14 protein-coding genes are annotated in these 17863 nt (G+C 75.0%); 5 read left to right on the top strand and 9 right to left on the bottom strand.

What is annotated here, in order from left to right; translation table 11 throughout:
- Window position 1: 1 nt before the first annotated feature.
- The 6 genes from ACIPWA_RS07680 to ACIPWA_RS07655 all read right to left on the bottom strand — a co-directional run bounded on the left by ACIPWA_RS07680 (window position 2) and on the right by ACIPWA_RS07655 (window position 10053).
- Complete coding sequence (locus ACIPWA_RS07680; RefSeq protein WP_400289264.1) at window positions 2-1642, bottom strand: AMP-binding protein; 1641 nt, start codon at window positions 1640-1642, stop codon at window positions 2-4.
- Between the two features lie 147 nt (window positions 1643-1789).
- On the bottom strand, window positions 1790-2458 hold the full coding sequence (locus ACIPWA_RS07675) for a hypothetical protein (protein WP_400289262.1): 669 nt from the start codon (window positions 2456-2458) through the stop codon (window positions 1790-1792).
- Complete coding sequence (locus ACIPWA_RS07670; protein WP_400289260.1) at window positions 2448-4385, bottom strand: hypothetical protein; 1938 nt, start codon at window positions 4383-4385, stop codon at window positions 2448-2450. Before ACIPWA_RS07670 ends, ACIPWA_RS07675 begins: the two co-directional genes overlap by 11 nt.
- Window positions 4382-5497: a hypothetical protein gene (locus tag ACIPWA_RS07665; RefSeq protein ID WP_400289258.1), complete on the bottom strand. Its 1116-nt coding sequence runs from the start codon at window positions 5495-5497 to the stop codon at window positions 4382-4384. Before ACIPWA_RS07665 ends, ACIPWA_RS07670 begins: the two co-directional genes overlap by 4 nt.
- Entirely contained in the window at window positions 5494-7116 is a 1623-nt protein-coding gene (locus ACIPWA_RS07660; RefSeq protein ID WP_056645168.1) for a MoxR family ATPase, read from the bottom strand. The genes ACIPWA_RS07665 and ACIPWA_RS07660 overlap by 4 nt, the downstream gene beginning before the upstream one ends.
- Window positions 7117-7227: 111 nt before the next feature.
- The gene (locus ACIPWA_RS07655; RefSeq protein WP_400289255.1) at window positions 7228-10053 is read right to left on the bottom strand and encodes a cation-translocating P-type ATPase; all 2826 of its coding nucleotides are present in this window, start codon (window positions 10051-10053) and stop codon (window positions 7228-7230) included.
- Between the two features lie 159 nt (window positions 10054-10212).
- Between ACIPWA_RS07655 and ACIPWA_RS07650 the strand changes: the two genes are divergently transcribed.
- Window positions 10213-10530 carry a YbjQ family protein gene (locus ACIPWA_RS07650; protein WP_211268485.1) on the top strand — a complete coding sequence of 106 codons (318 nt, stop codon included), beginning with the start codon at window positions 10213-10215 and terminating at the stop codon, window positions 10528-10530.
- A 37-nt stretch (window positions 10531-10567) separates the two neighbouring features.
- Here ACIPWA_RS07650 and ACIPWA_RS07645 read toward each other — a convergent pair whose 3' ends face one another.
- Both ACIPWA_RS07645 and pnuC read right to left on the bottom strand, forming a co-directional pair.
- Complete coding sequence (locus ACIPWA_RS07645) at window positions 10568-11614, bottom strand: AAA family ATPase (protein WP_068626192.1); 1047 nt, start codon at window positions 11612-11614, stop codon at window positions 10568-10570.
- On the bottom strand, window positions 11611-12246 hold the full coding sequence (pnuC, locus tag ACIPWA_RS07640; protein ID WP_400289253.1) for a nicotinamide riboside transporter PnuC: 636 nt from the start codon (window positions 12244-12246) through the stop codon (window positions 11611-11613). Before pnuC ends, ACIPWA_RS07645 begins: the two co-directional genes overlap by 4 nt.
- A 127-nt stretch (window positions 12247-12373) precedes the next feature.
- On the opposite strand from pnuC, the gene ACIPWA_RS07635 reads away from it, so the two are divergent.
- Window positions 12374-12814, top strand: a complete 441-nt coding sequence (locus ACIPWA_RS07635; RefSeq protein ID WP_068626195.1) for an OsmC family peroxiredoxin — start codon at window positions 12374-12376, stop codon at window positions 12812-12814.
- A gap of 115 nt (window positions 12815-12929) precedes the next feature.
- Here the strand turns inward: ACIPWA_RS07635 and ACIPWA_RS07630 are convergent, their stop codons facing one another.
- Window positions 12930-13970: an NAD-dependent epimerase/dehydratase family protein gene (locus tag ACIPWA_RS07630; RefSeq protein ID WP_068626198.1), complete on the bottom strand. Its 1041-nt coding sequence runs from the start codon at window positions 13968-13970 to the stop codon at window positions 12930-12932.
- Between the two features lie 180 nt (window positions 13971-14150).
- On the opposite strand from ACIPWA_RS07630, the gene ACIPWA_RS07625 reads away from it, so the two are divergent.
- The 3 genes from ACIPWA_RS07625 to ACIPWA_RS07615 all read left to right on the top strand — a co-directional run bounded on the left by ACIPWA_RS07625 (window position 14151) and on the right by ACIPWA_RS07615 (window position 17846).
- Entirely contained in the window at window positions 14151-15056 is a 906-nt protein-coding gene (locus tag ACIPWA_RS07625) for an ABC transporter ATP-binding protein (RefSeq protein ID WP_400289250.1), read from the top strand.
- The gene (locus ACIPWA_RS07620; protein WP_400289247.1) at window positions 15053-17158 is read left to right on the top strand and encodes a YhgE/Pip family protein; all 2106 of its coding nucleotides are present in this window, start codon (window positions 15053-15055) and stop codon (window positions 17156-17158) included. The genes ACIPWA_RS07625 and ACIPWA_RS07620 overlap by 4 nt, the downstream gene beginning before the upstream one ends.
- 217 nt (window positions 17159-17375) lie before the next feature.
- Window positions 17376-17846, top strand: a complete 471-nt coding sequence (locus tag ACIPWA_RS07615; RefSeq protein ID WP_400289245.1) for a DIP1984 family protein — start codon at window positions 17376-17378, stop codon at window positions 17844-17846.
- Window positions 17847-17863 lie beyond the last annotated feature (17 nt).

Below are 17863 nucleotides of genomic sequence, written 5' to 3'. Positions count from 1 at the left end.
CTCACGCCTGACCGCCGGGCACGTCGCTCGAGTAGCGGCGTGCCCGGCCGTGTCCCAGGCGGGCCGGCGTCGTGACCGTCACGACGACGTCGCGCCCGATCCACCGTCGCAGGGCATGCGCAGCCGAGCCCGCTGCGGGTCCTCCCGCCCCGGACGCGCCGCCCGGACCGTGGCCCGACGGCGCCCCGCCCGCGGGTGCGTCCGGCACCACGGTCAGGTCGATCGTCCCGTCGGCGCGCTGGTGGAGCTGCCAGGCCGCGATCCCGGCCGCCTGGAGGACCTGGGTCGCGTCGACCGAACCGAGCCAGCGCCCGTCGGCGTGCAGGTAGCGCACGGGCGAGCGCCCCTCGAGGTCGTGCAGCTCGACCCGCCCACCGGGCCCGTGGGGGCGGACGATCCGTGCGCGGTCTCCCGTGCGGTAGCGCAGGAGCGGCAGGTAGGGGTTCTCGTCCGTGGTGACCACGACCTCGCCCGGCGACCCGTCGGGGACGGGCGTGCCGTCGTCGGACAGGATCTCGACCCAGACACGACGCGGCACGACGACGAACGGGCCGTCGTCCGCGCGCGAGGCCACCGCGCCCGTCTCGCGCAGGCCGTACAGGTCGATCACCGGGACGCCCCACGCGGCCCGCAGGCGGGCCCGCGCGGGCGGGGTGAGGTGAGCGGCCCCGCTCACGACCGCGACCGGATGCAGGCCGAGCCCTTCGCGCGCGTCGAGGTCGGCCAGCGCCAGCAGCGGGAGGGGTGAGCTGCTGAGGACCTGCGGGTCGGTCCCGCGCAGGAACGTCGAGCGGTCGGCCGGGTCCCGCCACGCGCCGGGGTCGAGGTTCACGCGCGCCATGAGCGGCACGGCGACGTCGCTCGCGGCCCGACCAGAGGCCGCGTCGAAGCCCGTCATGGCCGACGCGTACGTGAACGCGGCCCGCTGGTCGACGAGGTTCACGAGACCCAGCCGGTCCTCGCGCGGTTCCCAGGCTGCGCCGGCGCCCCGGACGAGGAGGTGGAGGAGCGCGAGGTCGGCCGCGACCGCGACGGGGTGCAGCGGGACGACCACGGCCGCCCCGGTGCTGCCCGAGCTCGTGCCCTCGAGGACGCGCGACAGGTCGACGTCGACGGGCACGAACGACGCGAGGTCGGCCCGCAGGTCGTCACGGGTCACGGGGGGCAGGTCGGTGAGCGGAGAACGAGCGTGGCTCCGGCGCTGGTCCCGGGCACGCCGGTAGCGCGGGACGACCGTGTGCGCGCGCTCGACGAGGTCCGTGACCCACGCGGGGACGTCGCGCCCAGCCGCCGTGCGGGAGGTGCCGGCGCGGAGGGCTGTGCCTGGGCCGGCGTCGTCGCGGCCGTCGTCCCTGGTCCCGGCATCTCTGCCGCTGTCGGCCCCGGCGAACCGGCGCGCGGTCGCGGCGAGCACGGGCAGGTCGTCGGCCGTGAGCCGGTCGCCCGTCGCGTGCACCCAGACCGGTGCCGCCGGGTGGTGACGCAGCGCGTCGAGGCGAGCGGCGCCGTCGGGCGTGAGCGTGGGCCAGCGCTCGGCGTCGTCGAGCGCGACGTTGCCGAACGGTGCGTACTCGCCGAGCAGCGCGTCCGGGACACCGCTGGGGAGGTCGGGGGACCGGGGTGCGTCAGGGGCGGGGGGCACGGGACTCCTCGACGGGTGAGGGACAGGTCGTCGTCGGTCGTCGCACTGTACGTGAACGGTCGGGCTGCTGGGGTGGCGGGGCTCGATGGGCTCGCGCTCTGCGACGCGCTCACGAGCGCGGCTCGCCCCCCTGGCCCGCGCGACGCCTCAGTAGTTCGCGTACTGCGCGGCGGCCTCGGCCGCGCGCTTGGCCGCGAGGGCCTTGGCGAGCTCCTCCGAGCGCCGGACCTCCTCGGCCATCTCCCGGTCGACGCGACGCTGCTCGACCGTGCTGACCGCGGACCAGCGGTCCTCGGCGACCGCGTCGCTCTCGCCCGCGGGGCGCAGCCGTGCCGCGCGCAGGAACGCGCGTGCGGCCTCCTCGCGCCCCTCGGGGGACGAGACCCAGGTCTGCGGGTCGCGCACGGGCGCGAGATCGTGCGCGAGGGCGTCGACCACGGCGAGGAGCCAGGCAGCGGGGCCGTCGGGCGCGGCCTCCCGCAGGTGGGGCAGGTGCGTGAGCTCGGGAGCGCGCACGAGCCAGACCGCGATCCCGGCCCCGGCGCGCGAGGCCGCGGGCGCCCCCGCCCCGCACGTGCGGTCGAGCGCGGTGCGGGCGTGCGCGTCGAGCTGCCACCAGCCGGGCACGCTCAGAGCCAGGAGGTCGACGGCGTCGCCCACCAGGGCGGGCACGTGCACCCCGGGGTCGAGCACGTCGGGCGGCGTGAGCGTCAGGCGCTGCACGAGGACCGCGAGGGCGGGGCCCTCGACCGTGGGCCGGGAGGATCGGGGTCCGACGGAGCCGGCGGGCCCGGCAGAGGTGGTGTCAGCGGGCACGGTCCGCTCCCTTCGTGGTCCACAGCGTGCGGGAGAAGTCGCGCGAGAAGCGCACGAGGTCTTCGGTCGAGCTCACCGCGAACGTCCGGTAGCCGGGCGCCCAGCCGGCGACGCGTCGGGCGAGGCCGTCGCTGCCCTGCAGGACCAGGCTGCCGCCGCCCCCTGCGGCCCGGACGGCGCGCGCCGCGAGCGTGTCGTCGGGCGCGGCTCGCGGTGCGGAAGGGTCGAGCGGCCAACCGCCCAGGTGGTCGAGGAACATCGAGCTGATCCCGTCGTCGGAGATGACCGACACGTGCGCGGGTCGGGTGCGCACGGGCGGGGCGCCCGTGACGGGGTCGCCCAGGTGGGTGCGTTCGAGCAGGGGGACCGGGAACGAGGTGCCGCCGCCGAAGTGCGCGACGATCGCCGCGAGGATCGCGTCGGCGTCGCGCGTGAAGCCGTCGGTCCCCGCGATCTGCCCGGGTCCGCTCCACGTCGTGGCCTGGACGCGTGCCCCGGCGCGCAGCGCCGACAGGGCCAGGACCGCCCCGGCCAGGGCGATGGGCGCGAGCCGCTGCTGGGGGTCGGGCATGGACCCCGACGAGTCGAGGTACAGGTCCAGGTCGCACGGGCGCGGCGCGGGGTCGTGCCCGTCCTGCTGCTCGTGCACGCGGCGCACGGTCGTGACCCCCGGGACGATCACGGGCGAGCGCAGCACGGTCGCGGCCCAGTCGACGTCGGCCAGGTCCTCGCCCAGGTCCCACTGCTCGTGCCCGCCGAGCAGCTCCTCGTCGACCGGGGAGTCTGTGCGCACGGGGAAGGGGACGAGGAAGCGCATGGCGTGCTCGCGGTACCAGCGCGCGGCGGACTGCGCGCTCGACGTCGTGAGGCCGAGCAGCCGCAGGACCGCGTCGTAGTGCGCGGGCGAGATGGCCTGGCCCAGGGCGTCGGCGGCCCCGGTCGTGTCGCTCGCCGCGACCGGTAGGGGACGCTCCTCGTCCGGGCCCGACGGCGTCGCGCCCGTCACGCGCGGATCGACCGCCGGGTGCAGCACGGGTCGTCCGAGCGTGGGGTCGGTCGCGAGGCCCGCGGGCACGGCTCCCGCGGGCTCCGACTGCGAGCACAGGACGCCGTGCTGCCCGCCGGAGGCTGCGGCGCTCGCGCCGTCCGCCGCGGGACCTGCTCCGTCGGCCGAGCCCCCCGGCGCGGCGCCCGGCTCGTCGGACGGCGGGGCCACGAGCAGCGGGCGGATCAGGGCGGCGAACCCGCCCGCACCCCCCACGGGGTCGTTGGCGTAGGCCCGCACGAGGCGCGCGCACAGGCTCGCCTCGCGCTCGGGCACCGGATGGTCGGGATGGGTCAGCGTCCCGCGGGGCAGGCCCCAGAGGATCTCGTCGGTCCGCATGACCATCTGCGCGAGCGGTGCCCGTCCTGCGCCGAGGGCCGCGAAGATCGCCGCCATGTCGAGGCCCGCGCGCCGCTGCAGGCGGTCGTTGACCAGCAGGTCGGACCACAGGTTCGCCATGGCCCCCGCGAGCGGGTCCAGGTCGACCAGCCCGTCCCGGACGCGCGAGAGGATCCGGGCGCTCGTCGTCAGGTCGCCCGGGGACAGCAGGTGGTGCCCGATCTCGTGCGCGAGCACCGCGACCGCGTGGTCCTCGAGCCCGCGCTCGGCGATGTCGTCGAGGTCGATGTGCACCTCGACGTCCACGGTCGAGAACCACGCGAACGACCCGACGTCCTGGGGCCGGTCGTCGCCGTGGTGCAGCACGGGCGCGTGCAGGCGGGTCTGCGTGCCCCAGGCGGCCAGGGCCTCGGGCCAGGCCGCGAGCCACCGGTCGCGGAGCCTCGTGCGCGACGGTGCGTGCCGCGTGCCGGCGCCGGGCGCCGGGGGGAGCGACGCGGAGCCGTCCGCCGCCGTCGGGCACGGCGTGGGCGTACCCGTCATCGGGGCGCCCGTACCAGGTCGAGCGAGTACGAGTGCTCGCGGCTGACGAGCGTCAGACGGGTCGAGGGCGTGAGCGTCGAGGCCTGCCCGGTCACGTCGTCGAGCCAGGGGACGCCGGCGGGCGGGGTGCGGTCGGTCGCGCCCGGGGCAGGCCGTTCCTCGGCCCCCGGGGCGGCGCGCAGCGCGGCCCACCCGTGGACGTCGCACACGAGCGTCCAGTCCTCGGCCTGGGGCCGGGCCGTGCGGACGGCCCACAGCAGGCCGGGCTCACCGGGCAGCGGCCCGACGACGAGCGGCAGCGTGAGCCACGGACCGCCGAACCCGCGGAAGCCCCCGAACCGGCTGACCGCGGGGGCCGCGCCGTGCGAAGCGGCCGCGGCCTGCCCGGGCCACCACCACGGGTCGTTCGCGTGCCGCTCGAGGACCGCGCCGACGTCGGTCCCCGGGGCCAGGTCGAGCGCCGCCGCGGCGACGGGCGAGGGGAGCGACGCCGCGGCGCGCAGCGCGGCCTGCCGGTAGCGGACGAGGCCGCTGCGCCACGCTGCGACCAGGACGACGTCGCGGACGGTGGCGGCAGGCGAGCCGGGCGCTGCGAGCCCCTCGGACGCCGGCCCGCCGCGGGCCGCGAGCGTCGCGGCTCCTGCGACCTCGGCCGCAGCGGACACACGCCGTCCCCAGCCGGTCGCGTCCCCGCGCGCCGCGACCGGGCGCGCCGCGTCCGTGAGCGCGGCCACCGTGACGGCCGGGGCAGTGCGCAGCCACGGCAGGACCTGGGGCGCGAGCGCGAGGACCGCCCACCGCTCGGCCGAGTCGGGGCGCCACCGGCGAGCCGCCACGCACCGGGTCGCCGTGGACACGAGCGCGTCCACGACGCCCGCGAGCTCGCCGGCGTCGAGCGCGGGCGCGAGCCCGTCGACGACCGGGCGCAGCTCGCGCACGGCCGCGGCCACGTCGTCGCGGTCCGCACCGAGCGCGACCGCGCGCGCGAGCACCGCGTTGAGGTGGTCGCGCTCGCGCACCAGGTGCTCCGCGAACGGCGAGCGCGTCGGGGAGTCCTCGCCGGGGCCGGGGCCGGGGCCCGAGCCGCGGCCGCCGTCGGGCCGAGCGTTCACTGCCCGCTCCAGCGCAGCCACGCGAGGTAGTTCGTGTAGCGCTGGTGCGCGTACTTCAGGACCAGGGCGTCCTCGTAGACGTTCCCGTGCAGCTTGACCGCGTCCTGCCACAGGGACAGCAGCCCCTCGATCTGCGCGGTGCGCCGCAGGACCTCGGCCTCGCCCAGCCCCTCGAGGCCCGCCTCGACCGCCGAGAGGATCTCGGCCACGGGGTCGTCCTGGTCGAGCCCCGCGGCGTCGTACTGCTGGCAGGCCGTGTCGAACAGGTCCCGGATCCACGAGACGCGGTCGGCGCGCAGGGGCTCGCGCTCCTCGTCGTCGAAGGGTGCGGACTGCAGGTCGGGGACCAGCTTGTCGTGCAGCACGAAGGGGAGCACCGCGCGCAGGTCCGCGAGGTCCACCTCGGCGTTGCCGCGGAAGAACGCCATGGCCTTGGCGTACGAGATGAGCGACTGCAGGGCCCGCACCGAGAGCCCGTTGAGGGTCTGCGCGCCGATGTCGCCCAGCCGGTCGCGGCCCGTGTCGGCCGCGGCCAGGAGGTGCGGGTCGATCCCCGCGAGCTTCGCGGTGTCCTTGGTGCGGTACTCGAACTGCCACGCGGCCCGCTCCAGCACCTCGAGCTGGCTCGCGAAGAACTCCAGCCGTCGCCGCACCGGGACCGGGATGCGCACCGCGAGCACGTCGCGGTGCAGGCGGTCGTGCTCGTCGGCGTCGAACACGATCTCGGGGGGCACGTTCTCCTCGGGACGCACCCCGCGCTCGGCGCGCGCGACCAGGTCGCCCAGGAAGCGGTTGTTGAACGGCAGCGCGTGCACGACGACGTCGATCCGGTCCCGCAGCGCGTCGACGACCTGGTAGGTCCCACCGCCCGCGTCGTCGTTCGCCGTGAGGTACCAGGCGGCGGCACCCGTCTCGTAGACCTGGTCGTAGACCTCGACGTAGCCGTCGGCCAGGACCGTCAGGAGCGCCGACTGCGTGCGCGTCGGGATGCGGTTGTACTCGTCGACGATCTTGACGCGCATGCCCAGCCACGTGCGCCACGCGACGTCGACGTCGGCGAGCGAGTCTGCCTGCACCAGGTCCTTGGGCAGGGGCGTGCCGAACAGGTCCGAGACCGTGAGCTGCGGGTGCCCGTGCTGCATCGCGCGCCGCACGTCCCGGACCGGGTAGCCCGCGAGGACGCCCATGAGGACGGCGCTCGCGGTCTTGCCGCGCCCCGGGCCGCCGACCATGAGGCACCGGCCTCGCACCGCGAACGTCAGCAGCGGGAGCAGCACGAAGCTCGAGTACGACTGGTCGCTCGGCAGGTTCAGGCGTGCCCGGGAGTCCCCGAGGCGGAACGAGACGTCCGGGGCCGTGGGGCCGGCCGAGAACTCGACGTCGTAGTGCGGGCTGATGATCGCGTGGTTGACGACCCAGAAGTACGCCTGGCGCAGCTTCTCGTCGAGCGGCGCGAACGTCGTCGAGCCGTGACTCGTCCCGGCTGTGCCCGGGGCGCCGGACACGGGCGTGCGGAACAGGTCCGCGACGTCCAGGTCGAAAGGGTTCGTGGCCGCCGGCCCGGGGCGCGTGGGAGCGGAGGAGACGTGGTCGAGGTCCTGCTGCTCGGCGGGGGTCACGGAGCGATTCTGCCAGGAGAGTGCGTGGGTCTTCGCCGTGACGTAGAGGGTTCTCGTCGAGAAAGAGGTCTGGGGACCTCTACCTCGACGGAAACCCTCTACCTCGTCGATCTACCTCGACCGTGCGGCGGAGGTCCGCCTCCTCCCGAACGCCTTGGCGGCCTCGACGAGGAGGAACACCACGACCGAGAGCCCGAGCGTGATGCCCCACTCGCGCAGCCCGATCGGCGCCGAGCCGAACCACGAGTGCATGAAGGGCGCGTAGACGAACACGGCCTGCAGCGCGACGAGCGCGCCCGCCGAGCACCAGACCGCCCGGTTGCCCCGCAGGACCGCGAACGTGATGGACGACCGGTCCAGGAAGCGGCAGTTGAACAGGTAGGCGAGCTGGCCGAGCGCGAGCATCGTCACGGCCGTGGTCTGGGCCTCGGGGACGCTCATGCCCTGGTCGCGCTCGACGAAGTACACGGCCATGGTCGCGCCGCCGATGAGGACCGAGACGAGCAGGACCCGTCGCAGGTAGGCCGCGGTGAGGATCGAGGCCTTGGCGTCGCGCGGCGCGCGCGACATGATGTCGGGCTCGGCGCGCTCGTTGGCCAGCGCGAGAGACAGCGTGACGGCCGTGACCATGTTGATCCACAGGACCTGCACGGGCTGGAGCGGCAGCGCCCACCCGAGCAGCACCGCGACGAGGATCACGAGCGACTGCGCGCCGTTGGTCGGCAGCAGGAACAGGACCGACTTGCGCAGGTTGTCGTAGATCCGTCGCCCCTCCTCGACGGCCCGCTCGATCGTCGCGAAGTTGTCGTCGGCCAGGACCACCTCGGCGGCCTCCTTGGTCGCCTCGGTGCCCTTGATCCCCATCGCGACGCCGACGTCGGCCTGGGTCAGCGCGGGGGCGTCGTTGACGCCGTCGCCCGTCATGGCCACGACCTGCCCGCGTGACTGGAGCGCCGAGACGATGCGGATCTTGTGCTCGGGGCTCGTGCGCGCGTAGACGTCGACGTCCTCGACGACCGCGCGGAGCTCCTCGGTGCTCATGGCCTCGAGCTCGGCACCCGTCAGGACCTGGGGCGCAGGTGCTCCGGCCCCCGCGCCGGTCGGTGGCACGATCCCCATCTCGCGGGCGATCGCGAGGGCCGTGCCCGAGTGGTCGCCCGTGATCATCTTGACCGTGATCCCGGCGTCCTGGCACTGGGCGATGGCCTCGATCGCCTCGGGGCGGGGCGGGTCGACGATGCCGACCAGTCCGACCAGCTCGAGGCCCGCGTCGACGTCCTCGGGGGAGAGCGTCGTCCGACCAGGGGCCGCACCGGCGCGCGCGGCGGCCAGGACCCGCAGGCCCTGGGCGCCGATCGCGTCGATCTGCTCGTACCAGAGGTCGCGGTCGAGCGGCTCGGGCCGCCCGTCCGCACCGGTCTGGGTCGCGCACCGGTCGAGCACCCGGTCCGGGGCACCCTTCACGAGGACGTGGAGACCGCCGTCGGGGTCCTGGGTCAGCGTGGCCATGTACTTGTTCTCGGACTCGAACGGGACGAGCGCGACGCGCCGCCACCCGGTCGGGTCGAACCCGGCCTTGAGGCCCAGGGTCCGCAACGCTCCCTCGGTCGGCTCGCCCACGAGCCGCCAGCCCGGCGCGTCGCCCTCGCCGGCGTCGTCGTCGTGTCCGCCCTGTCCGTCGGTCCCCTCGGGGCCTCGGTCCTCTCCCTCCACGGTGGACCGGACGATCCGGGCGTCGTTGCACAGCGTCATGACCTCGGCCAGCCGCCGCAGGTCGGCGTGCTCGGCCAGCAGCGCGGGGGAGCCGTCGAGGTCGACCTCGCCGTCGGGCGCGTAGCCGATCCCCGTCACGGCGTACTCGTGCGCCGCGGTCCGCACGGTGCGGGCCGTCATCTCGTTCTTGGTCAGCGTCCCGGTCTTGTCCGAGCAGATCGTGGTCACCGAGCCGAGCGTCTCGACGGCCGGGAGGCGGCGCGTGATCGCCCGTCGTCGGGCCATCTGCTGCACGCCCAGCGCGAGCGTGATCGTCACGAGGGCCGGCAGGCCCTCGGGCACGGCCGCGACCGCGAAACCGATCGCCGCCGAGATCAGCTCGGGGGTGTCGAACCCGTGGACCACGCGCCCGATGACCACCATGACCACGGCCATCACGAGGATCAGGACCGCGAGCTTCTTGCCGAACGCGTCGAGCGTCCGCGACAGGGGGGTCTCGAGCGAGTCCACCTCGGAGATCAGGGTCTGGATGCGGCCGATCTCGGTCGTCTCGCCCGTCTCGACGACCACGCCCGTGCCCGTCCCTGCCGAGACGAGGGTGCCCGAGAACAGCATGCTCGACCGGTCGCCCACCCCGGCGCCGGCGGGGACGGGGTCGCTCGACTTGGACGCAGGGACCGACTCACCCGTGAGCGCCGACTCGTCGACCCGGAGGTTGACCCCCTCCAGCAGCCGCAGGTCGGCCGGGACGCGGTCGCCCGACCGGACCCGCACGACGTCGCCCGGGACCAGGTCGTCGGCGTCGATCTGCGTCCAGGCGCCGTCGCGCCGGACCTGCGCGTGGACCGACAGCATGCTGCGGATGCCGTCGAGCGCCTTCTCGGCCCGGCCCTCCTGGACCAGCCCGATCGCGGCGTTGATGACCGCGACCGCGAGGATCACCGTGAAGTCGATCCAGTCGCCCACGATCGCCTTGAGCGCGGCCGACACGAGCAGGATGTAGATGAGGACGTCGTCGAACTGCGAGAGCACCCGGCGCCACCAGGGCGTGCGCGCGGGCGGGGCCAGCCGGTTGGGGCCCACCTCGGCGAGCCGCGTCCGGGCCTGGTCGGCCGTGAGCCCCTCGTCGCTCGACCCGACCTCGGCCAGCACCGCCCGTGGCGGGAGCGCCCAGGGCGTCGGCTCGGCGGTCGCGGTCGCGGTGGGGGAGTCCGAGGCGCTCATGCGTCCATTCAAACCCGGCGGGCCCGCGACCACGCGGCGAGCCGCCGGGGTGGGACGAAGCGTTCCACGGCCCCTCGGCCCCACCGGGCGCGGCGCCCGGGGACCTCCTACGGTGAGGGAGACGTCGCGCAGGTCGCGCGACCGTGAGGAGGACGTACCGTGCTGGTCTCCACCATGAACGATGTCCCGGGCCGGACCGTGCAGCAGGTCATCGGCGAGGTGACCGGGCTGACCGTCCGGTCGCGCAACGTCGGCGCGCAGATCGGGGCGGGGTTCAAGTCGATCGTCGGCGGCGAGCTCAAGGGCTTGACCAAGCAGCTCCAGCAGTCACGCGACGAGGCCGTGGCCCGCATGGTCGAGGAGGCCACGGCGCAGGGCGCCAACGCGATCCTCGCGATGCGCTACGACAGCGACGAGGTCGGCAACGGCTATCAGGAGATCGTGGCGTACGGGACGGCCGTGGTGCTCGCGCCCTGACGGCGGGGGTGCGCCCGAGGGGCGCTCGCGGCCCGGCTCAGTAGGCGTCGGTCCCGGCCTGCGTCATGGGCGCGGCCACGGCGCGGGGCGTGGCGAGCAGCGGCCCGACGGCGTCGATCGCGCGGGCGAGCCTGCTCGCCCGGTCTCCGCGCACCTCGAGCCACGGCACGTCCTGCCCGGCCAGGACCTCCCGGAAGCGGTCCTGCATCGCGTGGCGGATGTGCTCGCCGTCGCGCAGCCCGTCCTGGACGAACGGGATCTCGTCGCCCGTGAGGAGGTAGAGGTCGGGACGGCGGGTCGCGGCGAGCGCCTCCACGCTCGCCGACCGTGAGCCGACGTAGCGCTCGTGCCACAGGGTCGTCGCGAGCACGTCGGTGTCGCACACGACCAGGGGGACCGGGGTCAGGGCCGCGGCCTCGTCCTCGCGCCGGGCCTGCTCCCGGGCGACGAGGTCGAACTCCGCGGTGTGCCACGGCGCCTCGAGCCCGCCCGGCCGGACCTCCGACCACTCGCGGCCGAACTCGAGCACGGGTTCCAGGCGGTAGTGCTCGGCGAGCTCGGTGGCCAGGGTCGTCGAACCGGTCGACTCGGCACCGAGCACCACGACGCGGCGCGCGAACCACGCTCGGACCGAGGCGGGCAGCGCCCACCAGTGCGCCCCGGGGTCGGCGCGGACCGCGGTCCCGGACACCGAGACCACCGCGCGGCCCGGGTCGACCTGGACCCACTCGGCGTCGAACCGGCGAGCCAGCTCGACGCCGTACCGGTCCGACGTGAACACGGCGTCCACGGGGGCGTCGGCGGGGTCGAGGAGCGACTCCATGACCTTGACGTGCTCGGCCCACGCGTCGGGGCTCGCGTAGTCGACCGGGGCGTCGTCGAGCCCCGTGACGACGTGCGCGCCCGGCACCTCGGCCCGCAGCCACCCGGCGCGGACCTTGCCCGGGATCGACTCCTGCGAGGCCGTGAGCACCTGGACGGTCACGCGCTCGCACCGCGACAACGCCGTGCGCACGAGGTTCACGTGGCCCGCGTGCACGGGGTAGAACTTGCCGATCACGAGGCCGTGCGCGAACCGGGTCATCGGGCGTCCTGCCGGGCCGCGGGCGCGGCGCCGTCGGGCTCCGTGGGCGCGCCCGTGCCCCCGCCCGTGTGCGTGCCGGCGCGCAGCTCGGCCGACCAGTCGCGCAGCCCCAGCGCGCACAGGCCGATGAAGCCCACGTAGAGGACGGCCGTCAGCCACAGTCCTTGGCTCGCGTAGAGGCCGACGAGCATCACGTCGGTCACGATCCACACCCACCAGCTCCCCACCCACTTGCGCCCCAGCATGAGCTGGGCGACCAGGCTCGTCGAGGTCGTCAGGGCATCCCAGAACGGCACGGTCGAGTCGGTCCACGTCGACAGGACCCAGACCAGCAGCGCGGTCGCCGCGGCGGCGCCCGCCGCAGCGGCGGGCCAGACCCACGCGGGGGTCCGTCGCACGGTCAGCGCACGGTGCGCCTCGCCGCCGCGCACCCACCAGTACCAGCCGAGCGCGCCCAGCACGAGGTACACGACCTGGAGCCCCGCGCCGGCGTAGAGCCCCGTCGAGGCGAACAGGACCACGTACACCGCGTTGTTCGCGAGACCGATCGGGAAGGTCCACACGTTCTGCCGGACGGCCAGCCAGACGCACAGGGCGCCCGTCACGAAGCCGATGATCTCCTCGATGCTCACCGGGACACCCTAGGGGCACCCGGGGGCGGGGCGGGCGACGGACCCTTCTGCGAGCGGCCCGCCTCCGGGGTTACCGTCGGTACGCACGGTCCTGCACCCCTGATCCCCCGCTCGAAGGAGCCACATCATGGCAGTCCGCACCGCACGCACCGCATGGAACGGCACCCTCCAGGAGGGAACCGGACAGGTCGAGCTCACGAGCTCCGGCGTCGGGACGTTCGACGTCAGCTTCCCGCGCCGCACGGCCGACGCGGCCGAGGGAGTCACGAGCCCCGAGGAGCTCATCGCGGCCGCGCACACCTCGTGCTACGCGATGCAGCTCTCCGGCGTGATCGGCGCCGCGGGCGGCACGCCCCTCGCGCTCGACGTGTCGGCCGACGTCACGCTGACCCCGGACCCTGCGGGCGGCCTGCGGATCTCCGCGATCGCCCTCACGGTCCGTGGCGAGGTCGACGGCCTCGACGAGGCCGGCTTCCTCGAGGCGGCGGAGACGGCCAAGGCCACGTGCCCGGTCTCCAAGGCGCTCACGGGCACGACGATCACGCTCGACGCGACCTACGAGTCCTGACCCGGAACCTCCGAGTCCTGACCCGGACCCCGCGGGCCGCCGGGCGCGAGGAGGGCGGCTCGACCGAGCAGCCCGCACCACGCGCCCGGCGTGCCGCGGCTCGCGGCCGCCGACCCTAGTGCGGCAGCAGCGGCGGGCTCTGGGTCCCGGCACCCTCGACAAGCCCGTCGACGACCTCGGTGACGGTCGACCGGGCGTCGTGCGACGGTGCCCAGCGCAGCAGCCGGCGCGCCCGCGACGCGTCGAGGACCGGTACCGCGAGCGCGACGTCGAACCAGCCCGGGTCGAGCGGGACGGCTCGTGCCGCCCAGGCCAGGGCGACCAGGCGGCGCAACGACGTGGGCGAGACCTCACGGAGCCGTCCCTGCGAGACGATCGCGGCGACGTCGGGCCCTGAGAGGACCTCCGGAGCGGCGACGTTGAACGTGCCCGCGTGGCGCCCCACGAGGATCGCGCGGTAGGCCTCCGCGAGGTCGTCCGCGTGGACCACCTGGAGCCGCATCCCGCGCGGCCACACGAGCGTCGGCAGGAAGCCCTTGCGACGCAGCGGCAGGGGCAGGAGCCGCCCGAAGAACAACCGGGACACCTCGCTCGCGGCGTCGCGCTGGAACGTGAACGGTGCGCGCACGCGCGTCACCACGACGCCCGGGTGAGCGGCCGAGAACCGGTCGAGGAGCTCTTCGACCTCGACCTTCTGGGCGCTGCTGACCGACCCCGCGATGCCCGCGGTGGGCCAGTACTCGTCTCGCGGGACGTCGTCGAACGCGGGCGAGCACGCGCTCGCGCACGACGCGACGACCAGGTGCCCCACCCCCGCGCGCGCCGCGGCCGCGGCGACCCGCCGCGTGCCCTCGACGTTGACGCGGGCCAGCTCGTCCCGGTCGTGCGCGGGATCGATCGCCCACGCGAGGTGCACGACGGCGTCCGCGCCCACGAACGCCCCCTCGAGCCGCGAGGTGACGACGTCCTCCGGGTCCCTCAGGTCGCACCGCACCCACTCGGCGGTGTCGAACGGCGGGACGACCGTGCTCGAGCCGTCCGCGCGCGGCACCCGGCTCGCGACCCCCACGACCGAGGTCACGACCGGTTCGACCGCGAGCCGGCGCAGCAGGGCCGACCCGACGTTGCCGCTCGCACCGACGATCACGACGCGCATGAAGTCTCCTCTCGTCGCCCGTTTTCCCAGGCTACCGACGATGGGCCGCCTCGGCCGGGGGACGTGCGACCTTCACCCGGACGGCAGGGGACAAGGTGCGCTCCCCGGCGGTCCAACGGAAGATCGACGGGAGGCTGCCGCGGCGTATCCCGGTGGGCCTCGCCACGAGAGGACCCGAAGGTGCAGATCACGTTGGACGCCGTCCAGGTCGAGGGCCGGCGCGCGCCGATGCTCGAGGCCACCACCCTCAGCGTCTCGTCGGGCGAGTGCGTGCTCCTCGCGGGCGAGCCCGGGCACGGGCACACCGCGCTCGCGCTCGTCGCGACCGGGCGCCTCGCGCCGTACACGGGGACGGTCACGCTCGTGGAGGACGACGGCTCGACCACCACGTCCACGGCCGAGCTGCGTCGTGTCACGGCCGTGGTCGACGTGCCGGGCATCTCCGAGCCCGACGAGGCGCTCACGGTCGGCGACGTCGTCGCCGAGGAGCTCTCGCTCGCGGGCCGGCGGTCGCTGCCCGGCGACGCCACGCGGTGGCTCGCGGACCACGACCTGCTCGACCGTCGGGGCGAACGCATCGACGCGCTGCACGGCGCGGTGCGGACCGCGCTCCTGTCCTCGCTCGCGTCCGAGCGCAAGGACGTCCGGTTCGTCGTGCTCACGCTCCCCGACCGGCACAGCGGCGAGCCGTCGGGCTGGTGGTCGGTCGCGGAGTCCCTCGCCTCGCTCGGGTACGGGGTCCTGGTCGAGTGCACGCGGTCCTCGGCCCGTGACCTCGGGGCGGAGCTGCCCCCCGCTCGCGGCGCGGACGCCCTGCGGGCCGCGCCCGTCGAGGCGTTGCGGACCCGGCCCGAGCCCGCGGTGCTCGCACCGGTGGGCGGTGGTCCCGAGGAGGAGGGCGTCGAGGAGACCGACCCGACCCGGCTCTTCGACCGCGAAGCCCCCGGCCGGCACCAGGCCACCGGCGAGGCCCCTGGCGGTGCCGAGCCGCCGGCGCCCGCCGGCGCAGCGGACCCTGTCGTGCCCGTCGAGCCCGTGCCCGTCGTGCCCGACGCTCCCGCCCCCGGGAAGGAGACCGACCGATGACCGCCATCCGCCTGGGCATCTCGGAGCTGCGGCGCATCAGCGCGGGCACGCTGCCGAAGCTCGCGATCCTCGCCATGATCGTCATCCCGACGCTCTACTCGGGCCTCTACCTGTTCGCCAACGAGAACCCGTACGACAAGCTCCACGAGATCCCCGCGGCCCTCGTGGTCCAGGACCGCGGCGCGACGGTCGAGGACGCGGCCGACGGCACGTCGACCCAGACCAACTTCGGTGACGAGGTGGCCGAGCAGCTGCTCAGCGGCGACGGCGGGTTCGGCTGGGTCGAGACGAGCCAGGCCGACGCCGAGGTGGGCGTGCGCTCCGGGCGCTTCGACGCGGCGCTCATCATCGGGCCGACGTTCTCCGAGGACCTCGCGTCCTCGGGCAAGTTCGAGCCGCAGCAGGCGAGCCTGATCCTCATCACCAACGACGCCAACAACTATCTGGCCGCGACCATCGCCGACACGATCGTCGGCAAGGTCCGCGACTCGATCGCCGAGCAGGTCGGCACCGAGGCCGCGGACACGTTCCTCAAGGGCTTCGCGTCGATCCACACCAACCTCGCGAGCGGGGTCGACGGCGCCCAGAAGCTGGTCGACGGCGCCACGCAGCTCTCGGACGGGACCGTCCAGCTCGTCGACGGCACGGCCCGGCTCGCCTCGGGGGCAGGGGAGGCCGCGAGCGGTGCGTCGCAGCTCGCGACGGGGGCCGACGAGCTCGCGACCGCGAGCGGAAGGCTCTCCTCGGGCGCGGCCACGCTGTCCGACGGGCTCGACACGCTGCGCAGCAAGACCGCGAGCCTTCCGTCCCAGACGCAGGAGCTGGCCGACGGTGCGCAGCAGGTCGCGGACGGCAACGCCCAGGTCGCGGGCTACGGGCAGGAGGCGGCCGCGGCGGCGAGGGACGTCGTCGGGCAGCTGGGGAACGCCCAGACGGACGTCGCGGCCCTGCTCGCCGAGCTCGTCGCCTCGGGCGAGCTCACCCAGGAGCAGGCGGACCGGATCCTGCCCGTGGTGACCCAGGTGATCGACGACGTCACGCCGCGCGTGGAGGCCGCCGCGACCCAGGTCGAGGGCGCGTCGCAGAAGCTCGACGAGCTCAGCTCGGGCTCGGCGCAGGTCGCGGCGGGGGCAGCGACCCTCGCGGGCGCGACCCCCGCGCTCACGCAGGGCATCGCGACCGCAGCGTCGGGAGGCGACCAGCTCGCCTCGGGCGCGGCGCAGCTCGACGCGGGCGCGGACACGCTCGCGAGCGGGGCGGGCACGCTCGCCTCGGGCACGGCCCAGGTGTCCGACGGCGCCACGGAGCTGGCGTCCTCGAGCGTGACCCTGCGCGACGGGACGGGCGAGCTGCTGTCCGGCATGACCGAGCTGCGGGACGGGCTCGTGGCAGGGCTGGGCAAGATCCCCGACGTCGACGAGCAGACGCAGGAGGACACCGCGAAGACGATCGGCAACCCCGTCGAGGTCAAGAAGGACACGATCGCCAACGCCGGGACGTACGGGGCAGGGCTCGCCCCCTTCTTCATGTCGCTCGCGGCGTGGATCGGGGCCTACGTGCTCTTCCTGCTCGTGCGTCCGCTGTCGACCAGGTCGCTCGCGGCCGGACGGCCCGCGTGGCAGACCGCGCTCGGCGGGTGGATCCCCCCGGCCGTGATCGGGATCGCGCAGGTCGCGCTCATGTTCACGGTCGTGAAGTTCGCGCTCGACATCGACCCCGTCTACGCCGTGGGGACCGCGGTGCTGCTGGTGCTCGCGTCCGCGACGTTCGTCGCGATCCTCCAGGCGCTCAACGTCTACCTGGGGGCCGTGGGGCAGTTCCTGGGGCTCGTGCTCATGCTGGTCCAGCTCGTCACGGCCGGCGGGACGTTCCCGTGGCAGACGATCCCGGAACCGCTGCGCTCGCTGCACCGGTTCCTGCCCATGTCCTACACGGTCGAGGGGCTGCGGCAGCTTCTGTACGGCGGGGACCTCGCGACGGTCGCGCGCGACGTCGGGGTCCTGCTCGTCGTGCTCGCGGTCGCGCTGCTCGCGACGACCTATGCGGCGTACAAGCAACGGGTCTGGAGCCCGTCGAGGCTGCAGCCCGAGCTCGTGCTCTAGCGATCGGTCCCGGTCCGCGGGGCCGAGATGCGGCGGACGGGGGTCGAACCGCCGGGACGACCCCCGTCGGCCGCATCTCGCGGCGGACGGGAACCCGCGTGCCGCCATCGGCTCGGGGCGCAGTGCCGCGCAGTGCCGGGCGCAGTGCCGTGACGACGGTCCCGGGATAGGTTCGGACCCACACCCTGTCCCCCCGAGAACCAGGAGTCGACCCACGATGAAGCTCGCCGAGGCCCTCGCACAGCGCGCCGACCTCCAGCGCCGGCTCGCCCAGGTGGCGAGCCGTGCGGTCGCCAACGCACGGCACCAGGAGGGGGACCGGCCCGCCGAGGACCCCGTGGCCCTGCTGGCCGAGCACGAGCGGCTCGCGGCACAGCTCGAGTCGCTCATCGCCCGGATCAACGCGGCCAACCTCGCGACCGAGGTCGAGCCGGGTCTGACCATGACCGCGGCGCTCGCCCGCCGGGACGTGCTGCGCCTGCGGCACCGTCTGCGGACCGACCTCGCCGACGCGGCGTCGGCCTCCCAGGACCGGTTCACGCGCACCGAGCTGCGGTACGTGTCGGGCGTCGACGTGCCCGCCACCCGGGCGCAGGCCGACGACCTGGCGCGCACGCTGCGCGAGCTCGACACGCGCATCCAGCAGGTCAACTGGACCGCGGACGTCGAGGGCGACGCCGGGGACTGAGACCGTCGTCGTGAAGC

Source organism: Oerskovia enterophila (assembly GCF_044748475.1).
Classification (GTDB): domain Bacteria; phylum Actinomycetota; class Actinomycetes; order Actinomycetales; family Cellulomonadaceae; genus Oerskovia; species Oerskovia enterophila.
Note: the sequence above shows the minus strand (reverse complement) of the source record. Positions and strands in the feature narration are given on the sequence as shown.